The 21,817-nt window shown below is 52.9% G+C and carries 17 protein-coding genes; 11 read left to right on the forward strand and 6 right to left on the reverse strand.

Annotated features, from left to right (window positions below):
• Positions 1-12 precede the first annotated feature (12 nt).
• From OQ371_RS16305 to OQ371_RS16315, 3 genes are all read right to left on the reverse strand, one after another.
• The gene (locus OQ371_RS16305) at positions 13-1,185 is read right to left on the reverse strand and encodes a glutathionylspermidine synthase family protein (protein ID WP_265989202.1); all 1,173 of its coding nucleotides are present in this window, start codon (positions 1,183-1,185) and stop codon (positions 13-15) included.
• A gap of 27 nt (positions 1,186-1,212) precedes the next feature.
• Positions 1,213-1,686 (reverse strand): hypothetical protein, encoded by a 474-nt coding sequence (locus OQ371_RS16310; RefSeq protein ID WP_265989203.1) that lies wholly within the window; start codon positions 1,684-1,686, stop codon positions 1,213-1,215.
• Positions 1,687-1,762: 76 nt separating this feature from the next.
• On the reverse strand, positions 1,763-2,221 hold the full coding sequence (locus OQ371_RS16315) for a cytochrome B (RefSeq protein WP_265989205.1): 459 nt from the start codon (positions 2,219-2,221) through the stop codon (positions 1,763-1,765).
• A gap of 155 nt (positions 2,222-2,376) precedes the next feature.
• On the opposite strand from OQ371_RS16315, the gene OQ371_RS16320 reads away from it, so the two are divergent.
• Positions 2,377-2,679, forward strand: a complete 303-nt coding sequence (locus OQ371_RS16320; protein ID WP_265989206.1) for a DUF4286 family protein — start codon at positions 2,377-2,379, stop codon at positions 2,677-2,679.
• A 54-nt stretch (positions 2,680-2,733) separates the two neighbouring features.
• Here OQ371_RS16320 and OQ371_RS16325 read toward each other — a convergent pair whose 3' ends face one another.
• The 3 genes from OQ371_RS16325 to OQ371_RS16335 all read right to left on the reverse strand — a co-directional run bounded on the left by OQ371_RS16325 (position 2,734) and on the right by OQ371_RS16335 (position 6,960).
• Entirely contained in the window at positions 2,734-5,097 is a 2,364-nt protein-coding gene (locus OQ371_RS16325; RefSeq protein ID WP_265989208.1) for an efflux RND transporter permease subunit, read from the reverse strand.
• A 145-nt stretch (positions 5,098-5,242) separates the two neighbouring features.
• Positions 5,243-6,454, reverse strand: coding sequence for an NO-inducible flavohemoprotein (gene hmpA, locus OQ371_RS16330; RefSeq protein WP_265989209.1), 1,212 nt, complete (start codon positions 6,452-6,454; stop codon positions 5,243-5,245).
• 71 nt (positions 6,455-6,525) lie between these two features.
• On the reverse strand, positions 6,526-6,960 hold the full coding sequence (locus tag OQ371_RS16335) for an RrF2 family transcriptional regulator (protein WP_265989210.1): 435 nt from the start codon (positions 6,958-6,960) through the stop codon (positions 6,526-6,528).
• A 390-nt stretch (positions 6,961-7,350) separates the two neighbouring features.
• On the opposite strand from OQ371_RS16335, the gene OQ371_RS16340 reads away from it, so the two are divergent.
• The 10 genes from OQ371_RS16340 (at position 7,351) to OQ371_RS16385 (ending at position 21,813) form a co-directional block, all read left to right on the forward strand.
• Positions 7,351-9,693, forward strand: a complete 2,343-nt coding sequence (locus OQ371_RS16340) for a glycosyltransferase family 4 protein (RefSeq protein WP_265989212.1) — start codon at positions 7,351-7,353, stop codon at positions 9,691-9,693.
• A gap of 101 nt (positions 9,694-9,794) precedes the next feature.
• Complete coding sequence (locus OQ371_RS16345; RefSeq protein ID WP_265994324.1) at positions 9,795-11,285, forward strand: glycoside hydrolase family 130 protein; 1,491 nt, start codon at positions 9,795-9,797, stop codon at positions 11,283-11,285.
• Between the two features lie 548 nt (positions 11,286-11,833).
• Positions 11,834-15,067, forward strand: coding sequence for a SusC/RagA family TonB-linked outer membrane protein (locus OQ371_RS16350; protein ID WP_374761419.1), 3,234 nt, complete (start codon positions 11,834-11,836; stop codon positions 15,065-15,067).
• A 28-nt stretch (positions 15,068-15,095) separates the two neighbouring features.
• Positions 15,096-16,655, forward strand: a complete 1,560-nt coding sequence (locus tag OQ371_RS16355; RefSeq protein ID WP_265989214.1) for a RagB/SusD family nutrient uptake outer membrane protein — start codon at positions 15,096-15,098, stop codon at positions 16,653-16,655.
• A gap of 162 nt (positions 16,656-16,817) precedes the next feature.
• On the forward strand, positions 16,818-17,207 hold the full coding sequence (locus tag OQ371_RS16360) for a VOC family protein (RefSeq protein ID WP_265989216.1): 390 nt from the start codon (positions 16,818-16,820) through the stop codon (positions 17,205-17,207).
• An 82-nt stretch (positions 17,208-17,289) separates the two neighbouring features.
• The gene (locus OQ371_RS16365) at positions 17,290-17,760 is read left to right on the forward strand and encodes a hypothetical protein (RefSeq protein WP_265989217.1); all 471 of its coding nucleotides are present in this window, start codon (positions 17,290-17,292) and stop codon (positions 17,758-17,760) included.
• 46 nt (positions 17,761-17,806) lie between these two features.
• Positions 17,807-18,178, forward strand: coding sequence for a hypothetical protein (locus OQ371_RS16370; protein WP_265989218.1), 372 nt, complete (start codon positions 17,807-17,809; stop codon positions 18,176-18,178).
• 119 nt (positions 18,179-18,297) lie between these two features.
• Positions 18,298-19,935, forward strand: a complete 1,638-nt coding sequence (locus tag OQ371_RS16375; RefSeq protein ID WP_265989220.1) for an ArnT family glycosyltransferase — start codon at positions 18,298-18,300, stop codon at positions 19,933-19,935.
• Positions 19,936-19,980: 45 nt separating this feature from the next.
• Positions 19,981-20,925, forward strand: a complete 945-nt coding sequence (locus OQ371_RS16380; RefSeq protein ID WP_265989222.1) for a glycosyltransferase family 2 protein — start codon at positions 19,981-19,983, stop codon at positions 20,923-20,925.
• 12 nt (positions 20,926-20,937) lie between these two features.
• On the forward strand, positions 20,938-21,813 hold the full coding sequence (locus OQ371_RS16385) for a lysylphosphatidylglycerol synthase transmembrane domain-containing protein (RefSeq protein ID WP_265989224.1): 876 nt from the start codon (positions 20,938-20,940) through the stop codon (positions 21,811-21,813).
• Positions 21,814-21,817: the final 4 nt, after the last annotated feature.

A 21,817-nucleotide genomic window follows, 5' to 3' on the forward strand; every position in this document is an offset into this window, starting at 1 on the left:
GCAGTCGTTGCTTTACTCCACGATGTGCCCGACGAACTGCGCACCGTTGTCAAGAATGATCCCCCCGCGCCGGAAACCCAGCCCGCAGCCTTCGCCCGCGAAGAACACCCCGGCCTGGTACCGGTTGCCGGTGGCGTCCGTTGGCAGTTCAATGTATTCCTGATAAATTTTCGGGTAATCGCCATAGTCTCCTTCGGCTTCCGCGGTTACCCGACCTTTTTCATCCACGATACGAACGTTGGCCCCTTCGCGTCCGAACAGTACCTTCTCGACGTAAGGTCGGTCGGTGAGCGGTTGGGTATCGGTCTGGAGCAGCAGCGGGTGATACGGATACAACTCCCACAAAATCTTAAGGATGTATTTCGACTGAAACAGCAGCGAGTAGGCCGGGTTGATCACCACCACCTGCCGACGGCGTACGGCTTCGGTCAGAATATTGGCCAGATCGGCTTCTTCATAACCAATGTATTCCCAGGGAATTAGCTTAAACCAGAAGTTAAACTTGTCGAACTGCCCGTTCTCGGGGTTCTGCTTGTATATTCCTTCGTTGTCGGAAAACTCAACCCGGTCGATGTACTCGAAATCAACCGTAAAACCGGCTTCCCGGGCTGCTTCGCCCAAAACGGCCACATTGCTGTCGTCTTCGGGAAAACCACGCATGGCGGAAAGCAGCAGGGTCGGTGGCAGGTCGCTGTTTTGCTGCCGAACCTCGCGAAACTGGCTGACCAGCGTTTCGTAAACGGCATTAAACTGACGCTTCTCATCCAGACCGTTGGCGCGCAGGTGAGCATATTGAACCACCGCCGTTTCCGGAATGCAGGTGGCTGTGTCGGCGTTGAACTCGATGAGCTTGATGGGTTGACCGGCAATGCCACCGGCCAGGTCGAACCGCCCGTAGAGTTGAATGTTCCGATCATCATTCCACGATAGTTTGATCAGATCGACGAGGTTGGCGGGAATGCCCAGTTCGTTGAACCGATTGTTTTCGATGACGTGCTGCCCGGCTTCCACCAGCATCTCGAACAGTTGGTTGGCGGCTTCGTAGTAGGCGTCGGCTTCCTCCGGACTCACCACCACGGCTTCGTTGGTCAGGTAGGATAACGTGTCGGTGCCGAGCATCCAGTTCCAGCCAATGTTGCGGAGTTGCTGATCCGGCGATACGGATAGGGGACGGGTTTGTATCACGGTATGGGTTGTTACGTAAACGAAAAGTTAATGAAACCGTTTCAGCGATTGGGTCGCCAGAAAATAAATGCTCAGCCCCGCCAGCAGGGCCGACAAACCCGCGCGAATGGGGCGGTCGGGGGAGAAGAAGATCTGGCTCCGTTGCACCACCGCCCGCGGCTCTCCGTCGGCACTGCGCCAGATCCAGCGGCTGCGAAAAAAACCGGAAGACCTAAACCGCAGCGTGCGCCCATCTTCGAACGTCAGCTCCCGGCGCCCCCACCAGCCCGTCTGAATGGTCGCAATCAGCGAACCGTCCGCATCAGACACGGTAAGGGCCGTAAACTGGTTTTTTCGCTCGATGAGATAGATTCCGGAGCCGAATTCGAGGGTGGCCAGCCCAGGGCTGTTGATGGTCAGGACGGCCTGCGGAATGCCCAGCTCCGAATAAATTTCGTACCGTTCGGCCTGGGTTGGCTGAACCCAGGTCAGAACGGTACGTTGCTGGGGCGCAGGGTGCATTGATCCGTAAAATTGAGCGTAACTCCTGAACAACGAACGCCCCCGCGGCTGTAGTCTGTCGGTACGGAGCCAATTATTAAAACCAGCCCGCGCCGGGAATGCGGGAAGGCCACGGGATAGACGCCAGGATGAGGAGCAGGCCCAGACCAAAGAAAATGAAAACCGTGCGGTGTTTCTGAATGGGGCCGCTGAGCCGCCGGGACTTCGACCGGCCGATGGTAATCAGAACCACCGCGATCAGCATACCGGCGAGGTGTTCAACGGTGTAGAAGCGGTAAATGCTCTCGCGCATGATGCTGCCAAAATCAACGCCGGTGCCCAGGGGCACTTTCGGACTGATGAAGTACAGAATCAACCCGATCAGGAACTGGGTATGGGTGGCAATCAGGGCAAATAAATAGAGTTTGTTGTCGCCGGCCGTGTACTCATCGTGGGCCTGCCATTTGCGGAATGCCGTGACGATGGCAGCCAGTAACAGAATCAGTACAATCCAGCGGAGTCCCGAGTGGGCGTGTAGTAAAATATTGTAAAACATGGAGTGAGTAGTTTTGTCTCACGGCAAAGAAACAACATTTGCGGGTACGACAGATGAGAATCCCCGTAAGATTATGGACAAATCCGGGCAAATTGGTGTTATTTGATGAGCGGACTGGAAATTCCGTCAACCTCTATTCTCAAATCTTGAATTAAATGATTCTTTACAACCTGACAGTTAACATCGACAAGGGTGTTGAGCGGGAGTGGCTGAAATGGATGCGGGGAGAACACATCCCGGCGGTCATGGCCACGGGTCTGCCACAGGAGTACAAAGTTCTGCACCTGCTCACCGAAATTGACAACAACGGCGCTACCTACACCTTTCAGTATACCTTTTCGAGTAAGCTGGATTTCTTTCGCTTCCAGAAATACCATTCGGATGAATTGCTCGGCCAAATTCAGCAGCGGTACGGCAACCAGCACGTCACGTTCCAGAGCCTGCTGGAGGAAGTGTAGTGGTACCGAGCTATAAATGAGCAGCCCACGGTTTTGGCCGTGGGCTGCTGGCTTTTAAGCCGGACTTTCGTTGTTGGCAACGGCTTTCGGGCGGCTGCGTTTGTCGAGCGACAGCAGGAACGCCGGAAGCAGAATCAGGTTGGCGGCCATCCCCATCAGCAGCGTGATCGAGACCAGAACACCCAGCGCCACGGTGCCCTGGAAGGTGGAAAAAGCGAAAATGGCAAAGCCGGCGAAGAGGATAAACGCCGTGTAAATCATGCTGATTCCGGCCTGATGGATGGTGTTGGTGATGGCCTTGGAAATGCTTAAACCGCGCCGGAGTTCTTCCCGGTAGCGGGCTACAAAATAGATCGTACCGTCAGACGCAATACCGAACGCAACGCTGAAAATCAGGATGGTCGACGGTTTGAGCCGGATGCCGAAGTAACCCATGATTCCCGCCGTGATAAGTAGGGGCACGATGCGCGGCAGGGAGCAGATGATAACCGTGCGCACGTCGCGGAGCAGCAGCGCCAGCAGCGCCGTGATCAGGATTACGGCCAGGTAGACGCTCTCCTTCAGGTTGTCCACCAGGTACTCGTTACCTTTCGTAAAAATGGTGCTGCTGCCCGTAATCCGAACGTCGTACATGTCGCCGTTGGAAACCCGCTGGCCGGTTTCGCGGTCGATGTTGAAAATGGAATCTACTTTGGGTTGCAAGGTCGTCAAAAGCTCCCGGATGCGAACCGTGCCCACGTCGGCCATCTGGAAACTGACACGGGTATACCGCCGGGTGCTGTCCAGAAATCCTTTGAATACGTTGCTCTGGCCTTTCATCTGGGGAGCGTAGGCGGCCAGTTTGCTCATTTCCAGCGCCCCGGGCAGAACGTAGTATTTCGGATCGCCCCCGCGGTAGCCCTGGTACAGAAATTTGGCCGCTTCAACGACTGATAGCGGGCGCGTAAATTCTGGATATTTTTCAAACTCGCGCTGCAGAAGCCGCATCTTGGTCAGCGTCTGGGGCGTCAGAATCCGGCCCGGCTGACGGGAATCAATAAAGACCTCGAACGGTAAAACCCCCCGGAAATTTTTCTCGAAAAACTTCAGGTCGGTATAAATCGGATCGTTCTTCGGCAGGTCGTCAACCACGTAGCCCACGGCTTTGATTTGCGCGGCTCCAACCAGGCTGACGATGACCAGAATGCCAATGAACGCGTAAACGACCCGTCGGCGGTGGTGCACGATCTGATTCACCCAATTCAGGAACGAAACCACCCAGCGGCTTTCCAGGTGGCCGCGCTGCTTCGACGACGGCTCGGGCAAATACCCAAATACAATCGGAATCAGAATCAGGCAGATTGCGTAAGTGACGACCACGCCCAGGGCCGCTACCAGTCCGAACTGGGCAAGCATGGGGCTGCTGGCGAAATAGAAGACGAAAAATCCGATGGCGGTGGTTACGTTGGCGAAAAACGTCATCTCGCCGATGCGCTCCGTGGCGGTGTTCAGTGCCCGAACCTTGTCGCCGTGCTGGCTGAATTCTTCGAAGTATTTATTGATGAGGAAAATCGTGTTTGGAATCCCGATGACAATGATCAGGGGCGGCAGCAGACCCGTCAGCAGCGTAATTTTGTAGCCGAACAACACCAGAAAGCCCAGCGACCAGATGACGCCCACGCCTACGATGCTGATGGCTGCCAGTACCGCCACGAGGGAGCGAAAGAAAAACAGCAGAATCAGGGCCGTTACGCCAAACGCCAGCCCCATGAACAAAACCATTTCGTTGCTGACTTTCCTGGTAAACTTGGTCCGGATGTAGGGCATCCCGGATAGGTGCACCGGAATCTTGAACTTATCGCCGAAGGCCCTTACTTTCTTCTCAATTTCCAGCACGTAGCCAATGCGTTCTTTGGTGTTCACCGCTTTCGGGTCGAAGGTGACGGCCATCAGGTGAGACCGCCCGGCGCTGTCGGAAACAAAACCGCGGTAGAAAGGCAGCGAAGCCACCAGCGACTGCACGCTGTCTGCTTCGGCCTGGTTGGTGAGCGGTCGGGGAGAAATGGGCAAAACCTGAAACTGCCGGATGCTGTCGTTGCGGACAAGGCGGAACAGGCTGGCCGCCGACAGAACCGTCTGGACGCCCGGCGATTTCTTAATATCCTGATTCAGCGTGTGCCAGCCGTTGAAAACCGAGAGTTTGTACAGGTCCGGCGTATCAATGCCAATGACCATAACGCTGCCGTCTTCCCCAAACCGTTTCTTAAACGCTTCGTACAACTCAAAATCTGGATCGTTGGAGGGTAAAATCCGGGCCACTTCGTAGGAAAGCTGGATCTGGGTGACCTGGTAGGCCATGAATACCGTACCAACGAAAATGGCGATCAGGAGGGAGATGCGGTTTTTTAAGATAAAATCCGAAAGGCGGTGCCAGAACATTAAGAAGGAACTGAAGGTAAGGCCGCAAGGTACTAAAAGCGAAGGATTTTTTGAAGAAGAACCTGCGGCCTTTGGGCAAAACCGGACGGCTTTATACGGCCCAGACTGACGGGCTGCCGTCCGGTTACGGTTTTGTCGGTTTCTGTTAATTCAACGACAAAAGCTGCGGACCAAACTCTTCGTAATGAATCGCTTCTTTGCGGACGCCCAGAGCCAGCAGGTCCGCATACTGTCGGGTGATGAAGACAGGCGGGCCACACAGGTAATACTCGGCCTCCGTCGGCAATGAGTCGCTGGGCAAGCGGTTGAGATCTACGAAGCCCTCGTAAACCGGGTCTGTTTCGTTTAGTGTTTCCACTTCATCATAAAAAATGTGTTTCTCCAGCGGACGGTGATAGGATGCGTAGTAATCAACCACCCCTTTGAAGGCATGGACTGCCTGATTGCGACAACCGTGAATCCAATGAATTGGTCGGCTGCTGCCGTTTGCAACCAGGCTTTCGAGCATGCTTAGCAGGGGGGTCTGGCCGATTCCTCCGCTCAGGAAAACCACGGGTTTAGCTGCATCCGTTTTCAGGCTGAAATCCCCGGCGGGGGCACTCACATCCAGGCGGTCGCCCTCCCGAATGAAGGTGTGTAACTGGTTGCTGACCATGCCGTCGGGCGTGAGCTCCCGCCCACTTTCCCGCTTGACCGAAATGCGGTAGTATAACTGATTCGGGGCGTTGGAAATGCTGTACTGACGCGGCTGGAGCAGGTTGAGCTGGGGCACCAGCACCCGGACGCTCAGGTACTGACCCGGCAGGTGATCCGCAACTGGTCCGCCATCCGCCGGATACAGGTGAAAGGATGTAACTTCCTCTGATTCAATCACCTTGGTTTTGACAACAAACGGACGCCAGCCCGTCCAGCCCCCGGTTTTGTTGACCTGACTGGCGTAGAGTTGGGCCTCGGTTCCAATCATCAGATCGGCCAGCGCCTGATACGCGTTGCGCCAGGCTTCCAGGAGTTCGGGAGTGGCGCTTTCTCCCAGCACTTCGGCAATGGAAGCCATCAGGTGGCGCCCCACAATCGCGTAGTGCTCCGGCCGAATGTCCAGGCTGGTGTGTTTGTGGCCAATGTGCTCAAGAACCGGCAGCAGCACGGCGGGATTGTCGATGTGTTCGGCGTAGGCCAGTACGGCCATGGCCAGGGCGGTTTGCTGGCGGCCATTTTGCTGATTTCCCTGGTTGAAAACATTTTTTAACTCCGGATTAAAGGAAAACATCCGGCGGTAGAAATGAGACGTTAAGGCAACACCGGATTCGCGAAGCACCGGCACAGTGGCTTTGATGAGTTGTTTTTGTTCCGTAGTCATGATTTACGTGGTAATCAGGTTAAAAATGAAATAGTAAAATACCTTTTAGTCTTCTAATTGGTCAAAAAAAATCAACTCCGGCCCAAATACACCAATTGCTTGTCGAGCAAATCGTTGAACTGGCTAATGGTAGCCGATTCCAGCATCTGCTGCATTTGGTTACGGATGGCTTTGAATTCGTAATGAATAGGGCAGGGATTGCGCTCCGAGCAGTAGGTCAGTCCCAATCCACAACCCGTAAAGATTTTATCCCCATCGATGGCTTTTACTACATCGGCCAGGCTGCGTTGCATTCCCGCCTGATCGACAAAAAAGCCGCCGTGTGGACCTTTTGCCGATAGAATCAACTCCTTCCGGGCCAGATCCTGAAGAATTTTCGCAATAAACGGTTCAGGCGCGTCAACAGCCTGCGCAATCTGCCGGAAGCTAACCTTATTGCCTCCAACCGATTGCTGGGCAATGTAAATCATGGCCCGAATGGCGTATTCGCACGTTTTAGAAAACATAGCACGTTAAGCGTTTACGACTCCAAAAGTAGTATTTATTTAATAAAAGACAAATTTATCCTTTAATTTTTTGAAGAGCGTTCTGAAGGTGGATGCAATGGGCCAATCAGGAAATATGCAATTTTTAAACAAGGCCGGATTAAGTACGACAAAATGGTAAACAACGGGTCTGGTACTAGCCCGAAACTTTACGAAAAGAAAATGTCACTATTCTATAAACAGACAAATAAAAACGGGTTCAGAAATAATCAATTCAAGACTTTCCTAAACAACTGTGCAAATTTTCGAGTTTGACAGATGTACGCACCTGTCCGACCGCGAGCCTAGCTCTTTGATAAAAAACAGTCTGTTATCAGGATAATTAATCTACCATTATTTCTAGAAATAATTATGAATTATAACCCACTACCAAACGTAGCGCACAATGTGCACATGCCCACTAGTGTTGCGTTCATCGGTGATTACCTACCCCGTCAATGTGGTATTGCTACGTTTACCTCGGATCTCTATAAGTCGTTTACAAATTTTTATCCGGATGCATCGGCAATGGTAGTGTCGGTCAACGATGTGCCGGATGGGTATGATTATCCCGAGGAGGTTCGCTACGAATTTTACCAGCACGATCTGAATTCGTATAAAAAAGCGGCCGAGTTTCTGAACTCGATGAATACGGAAGTGGTGTGTTTGCAGCATGAATACGGTATTTACGGCGGCCCGGCGGGCAATTATATTCTAACGTTACTGCGGAATCTGACCATGCCCGTGGTGACTACGTTCCATACGGTTTTGCGCAACCCCGATCAGGACCAACTGATGGTATTGAAAACCATTGCCGACCTGTCGGCCCGGGTGATTGTGATGACCGAAAAAGGCCGTCAGTTCCTGAAAGATATTTACGAAGTGCCGGAAGATAAGATTGATGTAATCGCGCACGGAATTCCCGATATGCCTTTTGTCGATCCGCACTTCCACAAAGACCGGTTTGGAATTGAAGGCAAGCAGGTGTTGCTGACGTTTGGGCTGTTATCACCAAACAAAGGCATTGAAAATGTAATCAAAGCCTTGCCCCGGATTGTCGAACGGCATCCGGATACGGTTTATATTGTGCTTGGGGCTACTCACCCCAACCTGGTCCGCGATCAGGGTGAAGCCTACCGTGATAGCCTGAAAAAACTGGCTGAGGATTGTGGCGTCAAGGAGAACGTCATGTTCTTTAATCAGTTTGTTGAGTTGGATAACCTGATGGAATTTCTGGGCGCAGCTGATATTTACATTACGCCCTATTTAAATCCGGCTCAGATTACCTCGGGAACCTTGTCGTACGCCTTTGGCTGCGGAAAGGCCGTGGTATCAACGCCGTACTGGCACGCCGAAGAATTACTGGCCGACGGGCGTGGGATTCTGGTGCCGTTCAACAACTCGGAAGCCGTAGCCGACGAAATCATCAAGCTGATGAGTGACGATTCGTTGCGGCACGGTATGCGGAAAAAAGCATATATGCTCGGTCGCAGCATGATCTGGGAACGGGTGATGGAACGGTACGTGTCTACGTTTGTCCAGGCCCGCCAGCAGCCCATTGCGTTGCCCGGCAATCCGCAGTCGCTGATAAACGGCAGTGGAAGCGGAGCCTACAAATTACCGCCCATTCGGCTGGATCATCTTTACCGGCTGTCGGATTCTACCGGTATTATCCAGCACGCCCGCTACCATTTGCCGCACTACGATGAAGGCTACTGCACCGACGACAACGCCCGGGCGCTGATCCTGACCGTTCAGTTGGAAGAAGCCGGCATGGGCGACCACAAACTGTCGGAGCAGGCCGATGTGTACGCGGCTTTCCTGAATTATGCCTACATCCAGGGACGGGGGCAATTTCGCAATTTTATGAGCTACGACCGGCGCTGGCTTGAAGATGTGGGGTCCGACGACAGCACGGGCCGGGCGCTCTGGGCGCTTGGAACCTGCGTGGGCCGTACGTCGGATAAAAACCTGGTCACCTGGGCCATGCCCATGTTGCACCAGGCGTTGCCATCGCTCGTCGATCTGGCTTCACCCCGGGCCTGGGCGTTCGGAATTCTGGGAGCCTGTGAATACCTGAAACGCTTCGGCAACGACCGGCTGGTCAAGACGATTCTGCAGCAACTGGTCGACAAAATGCTTATCCGCTACAGCGATAGCAAATCCAAAGAGTGGCCCTGGTTCGAGGGTTATCTAACCTACGACAACGCCAAACTGTCGCACGCGTTGATCTGTGCTGGTGAAACCTTGCAGGATCATAAAGTAACGGATCTGGGCGTGAAGAGTCTGGATTGGCTTATTTCGCTGCAGATGAGTGGCAGCAGCGCCACCAATACGGGCTATTTCCAGCCCATCGGCACCAACGGTTTTTACGTCAAAGGAGCCGAACGCGCGTATTTCGATCAGCAGCCGCTTGAAGCCCAAGGGTCGGTATCGGCCTGTCTGGCGGCATACCGGGCCACGAAAGAGCCGATGTGGCTGAAGCGGGCTACCAAGATTTTCAAATGGTTTACGGGGCACAACGATCTTGGCTTATCCATTTACGACCCCAACACGGGTGGCTGCCGCGACGGTTTGCACGTAGATCGGGTCAATCAAAACCAGGGCGCCGAGTCGACGCTTGCGTATTTAATGGCGCTGACGGAACTTCATTTGTTCCAAAAACAAATTTCTGATACCGAAATTGCAAATGCGGCACTAACATTGTTAGTTTAAACGTTGAGGCAGAAACAGCGGGGGATTGAATCGGATCACCAAAATGGCCCCATTCAATCCCTCTTCCATTGGTTAACCTTCTGTCCGTCAAGATTTGTTTTATTATGATCAAAGCAACTCGCACAGGCATTGTACTACGTCCCGACCCTACTCGGGTTCTGTTTCGTCCGTTTGAACTCAGCAGTTCAACCCGTGTTCTGAAAATCATCGCCCGGGTGAACGCCATGACCGAAGAGGAAGTCGAGCGTAAACTGAATGAAGTAATCCGTGAATTTGGAAGCCGCCATTACAAACTGGAACGGTTTTTCTTAAAACGGTTCAATCATATAAAATCCCAGTTGCTGACGGACGAACCGTTGTCAACGGAGCGTAAATTGCTGCTCGGCGCGTATTTCACGATGGAATATTCGCTGGAGTCGGCCGCGCTTTTTAACCCGTCGATGGTTTGGCATCCCGATCAGACCAACGTGCCACCGGGCTTCAAACGCTTTATTTTAAGTATGCGTGCTACCGGTGAAGGGCATATCTCGTCCATCACGTTCCGGATGGGGTACATCGATCAGGAAAGCAAGATCATCCTGCGAAAGCCGTCGCGGTACGTAACTTCGCCGGAAATTGTACCCAATCACCGGTTTAACCGGGCGCAGTTTGAGCGAAAACTCTACGAACTGCGCATGTCGAACCCTATTTCGGACATGATGATGACGGGGCTAGGGGAGGAGTTTGGCCTGGAAGAAATGGAAGACCGGCTGAAACGCATCCTGAGCCAATACCGGCACCACGCCGAGTATGAGGCCATTGCCAGCAGCCTGCGGACACTGGCCCGCTCCAACTACGAGCTTGATTTTGACGAAGACCAAAGCTTGGATGAGCGCTGCATCTTCCCGACCTCCCCGAACGAAACCAACGGAATTGAAGATGCCCGCTTTGTGCAGTTTGTCGACGACGACGGCGAAGTGACTTATTACGCAACCTACACGGCCTACAACGGTCAGGTTACCTTCCCGCAACTGCTCATGACCAAAGACTTCACCCACTTCAGCGTCAGTACGTTGAACGGGGCCGAGGTGCAGAACAAGGGTATGGCGTTGTTTCCCCGGAAAATCAACGGGAAGTATGTGATGCTTTCCCGACAGGACGGCGAAAACATCTACCTGATGTATTCGGACGATCTGTATTTCTGGCAAACGAAGGAGGTGCTGCTGAAGCCTACTTACCACTGGGAATTTGTCCAACTCGGTAACTGCGGTTCGCCCATTGAAACGGAAGCCGGTTGGCTGGTTTTAAGTCACGGCGTGGGTCCAATGCGTAAATACGCCATCGGTGCTTTTCTGCTAGACCTAAATGATCCTTCAAAAGTGATCGGGCGGACGGTCGAGCCGCTGCTCAGTCCCGACGAAAATGAGCGCGAAGGCTACGTGCCGAACGTCGTTTACAGTTGCGGAGGGTTAATCAACGGCAATGACCTGATAATTCCGTATGCCATGTCGGATTACGCCAGCAGCTTTGCTACGGTTAACGTTCGGGAGTTGCTGGAGGTGCTGACGGGGAGCCAAAAAGAAGTGCAAGTAAACGTCGAGGAAAACAGCTAGTAATTTTCATCCCATAGCTACAAAGCCGCTCCTTATTTTCGGATGGGGAGCGGCTTTCTTTTGTCCGGTCCAGCCAATGCCGCTGATTGGAAAGCGTAACTTACAAATCTGCTCAATTATTTCTGCAAAATATGAAGAAATATACTCACCGTTTTTATCCGTTTCAGCGCCGGCTAGGGTAGGGGCTAATCCGAATGGTAACGATGTTTCCAAAAATCTCCCGCCCAGTTCTTTTGCTCCCGTCGGCAGAATTTTAAGACGGTCCTGCTTTGGATCAGTAATTCCATTTTATTGAGAATGAATGTTTTGCCAATAGGTAGACGGCTTTTATCCGCTTGGGGGTAAACCGAGATGCTTCAGGCGATAATTAAAGTAGCCGATATGGAATATCCAAGCGAGTTCACCATTTTTAATTTTTTTTAAGAATTATAAGAAATAGTAGGCGAATACGTGGATTGATTTCATTAGATTTACCAAAAAAATCGCATTTCTTTCCAATTAACTACCAGTCCATCTATTAGCCGCCGTATCAACGGTACAAAAAATCTATGGTGAAACACCTACTCCCTCCAGCTCAGCTTGGCAGGAAGATGAGCGTTTGTGTGCCTCAACTCCTCTTAGCTGTTCTCTGCACAAACTTCGCTCTCGCTGCGAAAGCTCCCGACCGGAACGTATCAGCCAGAAATCTTGTATCGGTCAAACTGATCGATCGGACGCTGACCGGTAAAGTAACAGACGAAACAAACTCTCCGCTGCCGGGTGTGAGTATCGTTCTGAAAGGAACCCAGCGTGGTACGGTAACTGATGCAAACGGCACGTATAAACTCGACGTTCCGGACAATGGCGGAACGCTGGTTTTCTCGTTTGTTGGTTACCTGCCGCAGGAGGTAAACGTTGGAACGCAGACCGCAGTGAACGTTAGCCTGAAAACCGACGACAAAGTTCTGGAAGAGATCGTCGTTATCGGTTACGGTACCGCCAAGAAAAGTGACTTGACCGGCGCCGTTGGCTCGGTGCGGGAAGCCGAATTGAAAGAACGTCCAACGGCTTCGCTGACCCAGGCGTTGTCCGGCCGGATGCCCGGTGTGCAGGTGAACACCAACTCGGGGCGCCCCGGTGGCCGGACTACCGTCCGCATCCGTGGTTTTAGCTCCATCAACTCATCGAACAACCCGCTTTACGTGGTTGACGGTGTGATGTTGCCCCAGGGAAACCAGAGCCAGTTTAGCTCGGCAATCGACTACATCAACCCCAATGATATCGTTTCGGTAGAGGTCTTGAAAGATGCTTCATCGACCGCTATTTACGGAGCTCGCGGTGCCAACGGGGTTATTCTGGTCACGACGAAAAAAGGAAAAGCAGGCGAAGGACAGGTCACGTACAACGCCGATTTCAGCGTGAACACGATTGGTCCGAACCGCCCCCAGGTGCTGAACGCCAAAGAATACCTGCAAGTGGAAGACCTGGCGTACGCCAACATCCAGAAATACGATCCGACGGGTTGGGCATCCGGTAAATATACAAGCCTGGACCCCATTGCCCGCAGAAGACGATTCAGCGAAGCCCACCCCGGTGTTTTCGACGCAAACCTGAACCCGCTTTACGATACCGACTGGTTCAAGGAAACCACGCAGAACAAACTTTCTCAAAACCACCAGTTGGGTTTCAGTGGGGGTAACGAGCGCACCCAGTACTCCTTGTCGATCGGCTACCGCAACGACGAAGGTCTGATCAAGACGTCGTACATGCGCCGGTACTCGGGCCGTTTTACCATTGACGATCAGGTTAAAAAGTGGTTGAAAATCGGTGGTACACTGAGCTACAACAACCAGACAGAGAACCTGGTGGACATCAACGATGCCGTTGCTCGCCAGATCGTGGAAGATTTCCCGTTCCTGCCGGTAAGATACTCGGATGGTACGTATGCTAGCAACCGTGATTACCCGAGCGCCGAAGGTTCGTTCAGTTCCATGCACCGGCTGATGGACCGGCGGTACATCCTGAACACGCAGACCACGCTGGGAAGCCTTTACAGCAACATTACCTTTGCTAAAGGGCTGGAAATGCGCACGGTATTGGGTGTCAACCTGATGACGCAGGAAAACAACGAATCGCAAACCCGGACGCTGAACCCCGGTCAGTTTGGGAACGCAGCCAGCCGGAACCGCCGGGAGAACTTCTGGTCACTGGAAAATTACCTGACTTACAACAAGCAGATCAGCGACAACCAGAACCTGACGGCCCTGCTCGGTTTATCGTGGCAGGAAACAAACTTCTTCAATATGTCAGCGACAGTTCAAAACTTCGCTACAGACTATTTTGGATACAACAACTTAGGAGCTGGAGCTACCAACCCGCAGGTGGGATCGGGTGCGTCACGGTTTGCATTTAACTCGTACTTCGGTCGGGTTAACTACAGCCTGATGGAAAAATACCTGTTCACCGTAACGGGCCGGGCCGATGGTTCGTCGAAATTTGGTGCCAACCACAAGTTTGCGTTCTTCCCGTCGGCTGCTTTTGCCTGGCGTGTATCGGAAGAAAGCTTCCTGAAAGGCAACCCGGTTATTTCCAACCTGAAACTTCGTACCAGCTACGGCTTAACGGGTAACTCCGAAATTCCGCCTTATACGTCACTGGCGCTGTTAAGCTCCAACTATGCAACCATTTACGGCGATACGCGCTTTAACGGAACGGGGATCGACCGCCTGGCCAACCCCGACCTGCGGTGGGAAAAAACGGCTCAGACCGACATTGGTCTGGAAATCGGTATCCTGAAAGGCCGCATCAACCTGGAAGCGGACTACTACTACCGTAAGACAACCGACATGCTGCTCGATGCGCCCGTACCGCGTACCAGTGGTTACGCAACCATTCGTCAGAACGTTGGCTCGATGCAGAACCAGGGCTTTGAGTTTGCGCTGAATACCGTCAACATCGACCGTCCCGGCTTCTCGTGGAATACGACGTTCAACCTGTCGATGAACCGCAACAAGGTGCTTTCGCTGGCTACGCCGTCGGACATCTTCAACGTGGGTGGCCCGAACTTCACCAACCCGACGAACATCATCCGCATTGGCGAGCCGGTTGGGTCATTCTGGGGTCTGACCCGTCTGGGTACCTGGAGCGAAGCGGAGCGCGAAGAGGCTGCTAAATTCACCAGCTACCGGAACAACCTGACCATGCTGCCGGGTGACATCAAATACCTGGACGTGAACGGTGATAAAATCATCAACGACGCCGACCGGAGCATTATTGGAAACGGTAGCCCGAAAGGCTGGGGTGCGTTCACTAACAACGTTCGTTTCAAAAACTTCGATGCAACGCTCGAACTTCAGTACATGTATGGCAACGATGTTATGCTGATGAACCTGCACGCCAGCGAAGACCGGCAGGCCCTGGCCAACAGCTATGCTTCGGTGTTGAACGCCTGGAGACCGGATAACCAGAATACGCCAATCGCCGAAATCCGGGAAACCCGGGCGGGCTACGTAACCAACGTAGACAGCCACTGGATCAAAAACGGTTCGTTCCTGCGGGGCCGTAACCTGCTGCTGGGCTACACCTTCCCGAGCCAGGTGACCGAGCGGATCAAAGTAAACCGGCTCCGGTTGTACGCTACGGTGCAGAACTTCTTCCTGCTGGTTGAAGATCCGATCGTTGGCGATCCTGAAGTAACGCCGACCAACCAGGGAGATGGCAACAGCGCCTTCTCACAAGGGATGATCTGGCACAACTATCCGAAGCCAACCACGTACATGCTGGGACTCCAGATTGGCCTCTAATTATTGATTATTCAAAAAGAAACTTGCAATGAAGCATACAATCATAAAAAAACTGAGTAAAGTGGCCCTGGTCGGTGCGGTTTTGCTTGGTCCCTCCAGTTGCTCCGATTTCCTGGAAGAACAGGCTCCCTCGAACCTGACTTCTGACATTTTCTATACCATTCCGGATCATGCCGAAGCCGCGCTGGCGTCGGTCTATGCCAGCCTGCGCTTTATTGGCGATGGAGCCAACATCTTCTCCAACAACTGGCAATTGCTGGAAGCCATGACGGGGACTTCCACGACGGAGACCGCCCAGAACTCGGACTTGAACAACCTCTACAGCCTTTCGCACGACGGAAACACCATCCACGTGGTAAACTACTGGAATGGGTTATACCGGGTTATCGCGCAGGTCAACCAACTGCTTGAGCGGGTGCCGGGTATCACGATGCCGGATGCGCAGAAAACCAAGATTTTGGGGGAAGCGCGGTTCCTGCGGGCGTGGGCTTACTTCACGGCTGTTCGGTTGTGGGGGGATGTGCCACTCGTCACCAAACCGCAGACCATCGAGTCGGCAGATTTCAAGCCAAGCCGGGCGTCTCAGGAAGAGATTTACAATTTAATTGTTGAAGACCTGAAGGCGGCTGAATCGGCCGGACTGGCCTGGATGGATGTCAGCGGACGGGTTAACCAGGCTGCCGTGAAAACGCAGTTGGCGAAAGTTTACCTGACGATGGCCGGTTTCCCGTTGAGCAAAGGGGCATCACACTACAAACTGGCTGCCGATAAGGCCTGGGAGGTCGTTCAATACGCCAACGCCAACCCGTCGAGCATCAACCTGTTCTCAACTTACGAAGAAGTTCACAGCGAAACCACCGAGAACCGATTGGAGCATCTGTTTATGCTGCAATACAACGCAATCGTGGCCAGCAACCCGATGGATAACTTCTACGGAAACTTCAAGCCGATCAACTACAATGGTCCGACCGGAACCGGTAGCTCCGTACCCACGAAATCATTCTACGATTCATTCGAACAGGGTGACCTGCGGGCAAAAGACCAGGAGGGGTATTTCTACACGACGTACTTTACCAACGGGACGGGTGCCCGGTTTGAGTTGGGCGCTCCGTATGTGTTCAAGCACTTCAACCGCATTGCCAACGGAACGTTTGGCGTAGCGGGAACGCGTTTGAACAACCTCAACGTACCGCAGATTCGTTACGCTGAAACACTGCTGATTTACGCCGAAGCGCAAAACGAAGTTGGCGGACCGACGCAGGCCGCTTACGATGCCATGAAGCGTATCCGCGACCGGGCCAAGTTAACGACGCCCGCGCTGGGTACCTACAACCAGGCCTCTTTCCGGGAAGCTGTTTGGCGGGAACGCTGGCACGAACTGTGCTATGAGCAGCTCACCTGGTTTGACATGGTTCGTTTGCGGAAAGTCTACAACGAGAAAACCAACGGGTTCGATAATTTCGTGGGTCACGTCAACCTGAATACGAACAAAACCTTGGAAGCGAAACACTTGCTGTTGCCGCTGCCAAGACAGGAGATGCTGAACAACCCGAACCTCCGGCCGCAAAATCCCGGTCATCCCGAATAGGTAAGGAATACAAACCATGAAAGCCGCCCCGATCGACGCTGTCAGTTGGGGCGGCTTTGTTTTTAAGCACGACAATCATATAACTTGTTGCCAAAACCGGGAAAGTTTCCTGCCAGTTTGAAGTCTTACTTGCTTGTGGGCTTTCCGTTTAGCCATTTTCCGATGAAACAGAACATTGCGCAGATCGCGCTTGTCGTTGACGATTACGATGAAGCGATTCAGTTTTATACCCAAAAACTAAGTTTTACGCTGGTCGAAGATACTGAACTGTCGCCAACCAAACGGTGGGTGTTGGTGCAGCCGCCGGGTTCAACGGGCTGTCGGCTGCTGCTCGCCAAAGCCGCCGATGAATTGCAGAAAAGTCGGGTAGGCAACCAGACCGGCGGACGGGTCTTCTTATTTCTGCACACCGACGATTTCTGGCGGGATTATCAGCGCCTGGTTGAAAACGAGATTGTCTTTGTACGAGAACCTGCCAGACAGACCTACGGAACGGTGGCCGTTTTCGAGGACTTATACGGTAATTTGTGGGATTTAATCGGGCCTGCGTGATGCCTTGGCATCACGAATTTCATAACCTTTTTTCCACTCGGTTGTTATAGATGTGTGGTCTTTACAACCAACAAACAACGGTATGGAAAAGGATAAGCAGATAAATGAAGAGGATATTGCCGCGATTGACAACCGACATCGTCATGATCAGGAAGATTCGGCAAACGCCATAGATAGCCGGGAAATTACTGGCGGTGAAGATGGTCGTAATGACCGCTTCATGGGCAGTACCGACATGGACAGTGGCAACGGTTTGTTGCGGTTTAACGATAGCGACGACCAGAATAACAGCCCGGCTGAAGATATCACGGAGGAAGGACAGAAAAGTGTGGTGAGTTCAGGCCCCACAACGAATTCGTCGATGGTGGAGGTCACAACCCACGGTCCAGATGATTACGCGTCTGCGGCAGATGTTCCGGTGCCGAATGCCCAGGAAGAAGCCAAAGAACAGGAAGAGGACGAGTTGGAGCCGGAAGTCGACCAGTCGGAGGAAAACACCGAAGATGAAGTGGCCCAAACCGGCACCGCCACCGAGCATAAACCAGTTTATTAATCTCACCTTACAGCCATCTGCCTGTAACATTCAACTCAACAACGTTATGAGCTTATCAAGCAATTCCCGGAAAGAAAGCACAGAATCATATGCCGCCCAACGCATGGGCAACACCATGGGTGTAGCACCCGAACAGAGCCAATTGGCCAAAACCGATCAGCCCGGAGACCTTCTGCCCTCCGAATCATACCAAACCGGTGAGATTGATGTAAGGGACCTGCAGCCTGTCGACGATGAACCCAACAAGGTTCAGAATGAAGGTGTAAACTCAGATACAGAACTAGTGGAAGTATCGGACGATGCCGTGGCTCGCGACGACGATGGCGGGCTGGGCGACTCAAAATGGGCGGAAGACCGCGTACCCGGTGCCGATTGGAACCGTGATACAGAAGAAACAAAAGAACTCGGCCATTCATAAGCAAACAGATTTGCACTTTTTTAAGCCCACCTCGTGTGGGCTTTTTTGTTGGATGGTGATTATTCCCCGCCGGTAGGTGCGGACGGATAGCAAATCCGTTCTACCTTTGCGGGATGCAAATGCCTTTCCATCAGAAACCGGTTTTCTGGCAACTGCTCAGTGTTGCACTGCTGATTCCGGCTCTTTTTTCATACCTGGGTTTTCTGCCGCTGGATACCGGAACCGACGAACCGCGCCGGGCGTTGGTGGCACTGGAAATGATTCTGTCGGGCGACTACCTGACGCCTACTCTGAACGGCGAGCTCTATTTCAATAAACCGCCCCTCTATAACTGGCTGATTGCGACCTCGTTTCAGCTCTTTGGGAACTATTCATCATTTGCACTGCGGTTTCCGATGATTGTTTCGCTGTTGCTCTATGGCGTAACCATCTACCTGCTCGTCAAACCGTATCTGGGTGGTCGGGTTGCGTTCGCGGCCGCGCTGATGCTTATCACCAACACCCGAATTTTATTGTACGATTCAATGTTGGGGCTGATCGACATTACGTTTTCGTGGCTTACCTACACGGCTTTTATCCTGGTGTATCGTTTCGACCAGAAGCGTAAGTATTGGGCGTTGTTTCTAAGTACGTATTTGCTGACAGCCCTCGGTTTCATGATGAAAGGACTGCCTTCGCTGGTGTTTCAGGGCTTTACTTTACTCGCTTATTTTCTCTACACAAAGCAGTTTCGCAGGCTCTTCAGCCCGGCGCATTTTGCGGGGATTGCGCTCTTTTTACTGATTGTTGGGAGCTACTATGTGGCTTATTTCGATCGGAACAACATTCCGCCGGAGAAAATCGCATCGGTTTTATTTGACGAGAGCGCCAAACGGACCGTCGTGAAGTTTGGCATCGGGGAGACGCTGCTTCACATGCTGACGTTTCCCTTCGAAATGCTGTACCATTACGCCCCCTGGATGCTGCTGGTGGTATTGCTGTTCCGGAAAGGGGCTTTGGCGTGGAAACAACCGGCCACCGCCCAGAGTCAGCCCACTGATCGGCCGTTAATCGCCGGGCAACCGTTTGTATTATTCAATGCCATTATTTTTCTGGCCAACTTTGTCATTTACTGGTCGTCTCCTCAGGTGTACGCCAGGTATTTGCTCATGTTGCTTCCCCTGCTCTTTACGATTTTTGCCTACGTTTATTACGAACGAACCTCTCCGACCGACTGGCGACGCCGGAGTTGGGAAGGGTTGCTGGGAATCGTTATGGTGGTGGTCACGCTGGGGGCATGGGTACCGTTATTTCACCCGGAAACGCAGGTAATACCGGGGGTATTGTGGAAATGTGGGTTGATGTTTGCGGGGCTTGGGTTCATTACATACCACTACATCCGGCAACCCGAACACCGGTTGATTATCCTGATTGCCTTTCTGGCGATGTTCCGTAACGGTTTCAACTGGCTGGTTATTCCGCCCCGGCTGGCGCACCGGCAGGAATACAAAGATTCTTCGGAGCGGATTGCGCGGCAGTCGCTCGGGAAACCGTTGTATGGTTATAAAGAAACCATCGGCGACGACGGGCAAACCGACGTGAACAGCTTTCACATCGAAGCGGTGCGCGGGGAAATCCTACGCAGAACCGACCGCAAACTGCCCAATGCCCTTTACATTGCCGACTCGACCGCGCTGTCCGGGGAGCGCTACCAAACTCTTTCTGATTTTGACTTGTTTGACAGACATCCGGCCAAGTTAGTTCGCTTTGCACCTTAGCAAGTGCTTCATTGACTCCGCGTTGTTCGTCCGAAAAAACATTCTATGCAACCGTATCTCTCCATTGTTATCTGTGTCTATAACGAAGAAGGCAATATTTTCCCGATGATCGAGCAGATTGAGCGGGCGTTGATCGGGTACGATTTTGAAATCGTGTACGTCAACGACGGCTCTACTGACCGGACACTGGTCGAGTTGAAATCCGTGCACAATGACCGGCTGGTGGTGGTCGATCTCCAAACGAATTACGGCCAGAGTCTGGCCCTGGCGGCCGGAATCGACGTTGCCAGGGGGGAGTACATCGTTACGATGGACGGCGATCTGCAAAATGATCCCGCCGATATTCCGATGATGCTCCGGCTGGCCGAAGAGGGCGATTATGACCTGGTAGCTGGTATTCGGGCCAAACGTCAGGACGGGGCGTTGCTGCGTAAATTACCCAGCCGCATCGCCAACTGGATCATCCGGCAAACGTCGGGCGTACACCTGAAAGATTACGGCTGCGCCCTGAAAGTGTTTCGGGCCGATCTGGCCAAAAGTCTCGGTTTGTACGGAGAGCTTCACCGGTTTATTCCCGTGCTGGCCCGGCTGGAAGGCGCGCGCATGACGCAGGTTGACGTACAGCACCACCCGCGTCGGATCGGGCAGTCGAAATACGGCTTGGGCCGTACGCTGAAAGTGGTCAGCGACCTGATCCTGATGCTGTTCATGAAAAAGTACCTCCGCAAACCGATGCATCTTTTCGGAAGCTGGGGGCTGATGGCGCTGGCCGTGGGACTATTGATCAACGGCTACCTGCTCTTCCAGAAGCTGCTGGGCCACGACATCTGGGGCCGTCCACTGCTGATTCTCGGAACCATTTTGGTACTAGCTGGTATCCAGTTAATTACCTTTGGTATCATGACGGAGCTGCAAATGAGAACCTATTACGAGTCGCAGGATAAAAAACCGTATAAAATCCGGCGGATCTATAAATCGGAGCTGGTATAAAGCGTTTTACTCATGCCAAAATTTGTAAAAACCGCCGTCAAAATTGCGTTATCCCTCCTTTCGTTATGGCTGGTATTCCGCAAGATTGAACCGGACCGGGTTTGGGAGGTAATAACGCGGGTACATCCGGCGTGGCTACTGGGAGCAGCGGCTCTGTTTGTGCTTTCAAAAGTGGCTTCGGCGGAGCGGTTACTACGGTTGTTTGAGCAGCTTGGCTTGTCCATTCGCCGTCAGGCCAACCTGAAACTGTATTGGCTGGGTATGTATTATAACCTGTTTCTGCCCGGTGGCATCGGCGGAGACGGGTATAAGGTTTATCTGTTAAATCGCCTGACCGGAACCCCGGTGAAAGCCCTGATTGGAGCCACGCTTCTAGACCGGCTGATCGGTCTGCTGCCGCTGATTTACGCCGTACTGGTGTTTGCCGTACTAGTGCCCGAGGTGTCGGTTTGGGTGGGGAGAGAGGCAGGCTGGTTCTGGCTGGCGGGCATACCGATTGTGCACTGGGGGGCCAAGTGGCTCTTAGGGCGGGTTATGCCGTCGTTTTCCCCGGCTTTCGAGCGGGCCGTCGGCTGGTCGGTACTGGTGCAGGGCTTACAGATGCTCCAGATTCTGGCGTTACTACGGGCCGTTGAAGCGGCAGGGAGACCAGAAACCTACCTGCTGATTTTCCTGATTTCGTCCGTGGTGGCCACCATTCCTTTCACGATTGGCGGAGCCGGCGCGCGGGAACTGACGTTTTTGCTGGGTGCCCAGTGGCTGGCAGTACCCGCCGATGCCGCCGTAGCGGTCAGTTTATTGTTCTACATCATTACGGCTTTGGTATCGTTAACCGGCCTGGTGTACAGCTTTCAGTCCTCATCACTAACTAAGGAGCTAAGCTCATGACAGG

This window comes from Larkinella insperata, from assembly GCF_026248825.1.
Taxonomy (GTDB): domain Bacteria; phylum Bacteroidota; class Bacteroidia; order Cytophagales; family Spirosomataceae; genus Larkinella; species Larkinella insperata.

What these genes read in the sequence shown, in the direction of transcription:
- OQ371_RS16310 (WP_265989203.1), bottom strand. Translation starts at nt 1,686, where the DNA reads ATGCACCCTGCGCCCCAGCAACGTACCGTTCTGACCTGGGTTCAGCCA.
- OQ371_RS16315 (WP_265989205.1), bottom strand. Translation starts at nt 2,221, where the DNA reads ATGTTTTACAATATTTTACTACACGCCCACTCGGGACTCCGCTGGATT.
- OQ371_RS16320 (WP_265989206.1), top strand. Translation starts at nt 2,377, where the DNA reads ATGATTCTTTACAACCTGACAGTTAACATCGACAAGGGTGTTGAGCGG.
- OQ371_RS16325 (WP_265989208.1), bottom strand. Translation starts at nt 5,097, where the DNA reads ATGTTCTGGCACCGCCTTTCGGATTTTATCTTAAAAAACCGCATCTCC.
- hmpA (WP_265989209.1), bottom strand. Translation starts at nt 6,454, where the DNA reads ATGACTACGGAACAAAAACAACTCATCAAAGCCACTGTGCCGGTGCTT.
- OQ371_RS16335 (WP_265989210.1), bottom strand. Translation starts at nt 6,960, where the DNA reads ATGTTTTCTAAAACGTGCGAATACGCCATTCGGGCCATGATTTACATT.
- OQ371_RS16340 (WP_265989212.1), top strand. Translation starts at nt 7,351, where the DNA reads ATGAATTATAACCCACTACCAAACGTAGCGCACAATGTGCACATGCCC.
- OQ371_RS16350 (WP_374761419.1), top strand. Translation starts at nt 11,834, where the DNA reads ATGGTGAAACACCTACTCCCTCCAGCTCAGCTTGGCAGGAAGATGAGC.
- OQ371_RS16355 (WP_265989214.1), top strand. Translation starts at nt 15,096, where the DNA reads ATGAAGCATACAATCATAAAAAAACTGAGTAAAGTGGCCCTGGTCGGT.
- OQ371_RS16360 (WP_265989216.1), top strand. Translation starts at nt 16,818, where the DNA reads ATGAAACAGAACATTGCGCAGATCGCGCTTGTCGTTGACGATTACGAT.
- OQ371_RS16365 (WP_265989217.1), top strand. Translation starts at nt 17,290, where the DNA reads ATGGAAAAGGATAAGCAGATAAATGAAGAGGATATTGCCGCGATTGAC.
- OQ371_RS16370 (WP_265989218.1), top strand. Translation starts at nt 17,807, where the DNA reads ATGAGCTTATCAAGCAATTCCCGGAAAGAAAGCACAGAATCATATGCC.
- OQ371_RS16375 (WP_265989220.1), top strand. Translation starts at nt 18,298, where the DNA reads ATGCCTTTCCATCAGAAACCGGTTTTCTGGCAACTGCTCAGTGTTGCA.
- OQ371_RS16380 (WP_265989222.1), top strand. Translation starts at nt 19,981, where the DNA reads ATGCAACCGTATCTCTCCATTGTTATCTGTGTCTATAACGAAGAAGGC.
- OQ371_RS16385 (WP_265989224.1), top strand. Translation starts at nt 20,938, where the DNA reads ATGCCAAAATTTGTAAAAACCGCCGTCAAAATTGCGTTATCCCTCCTT.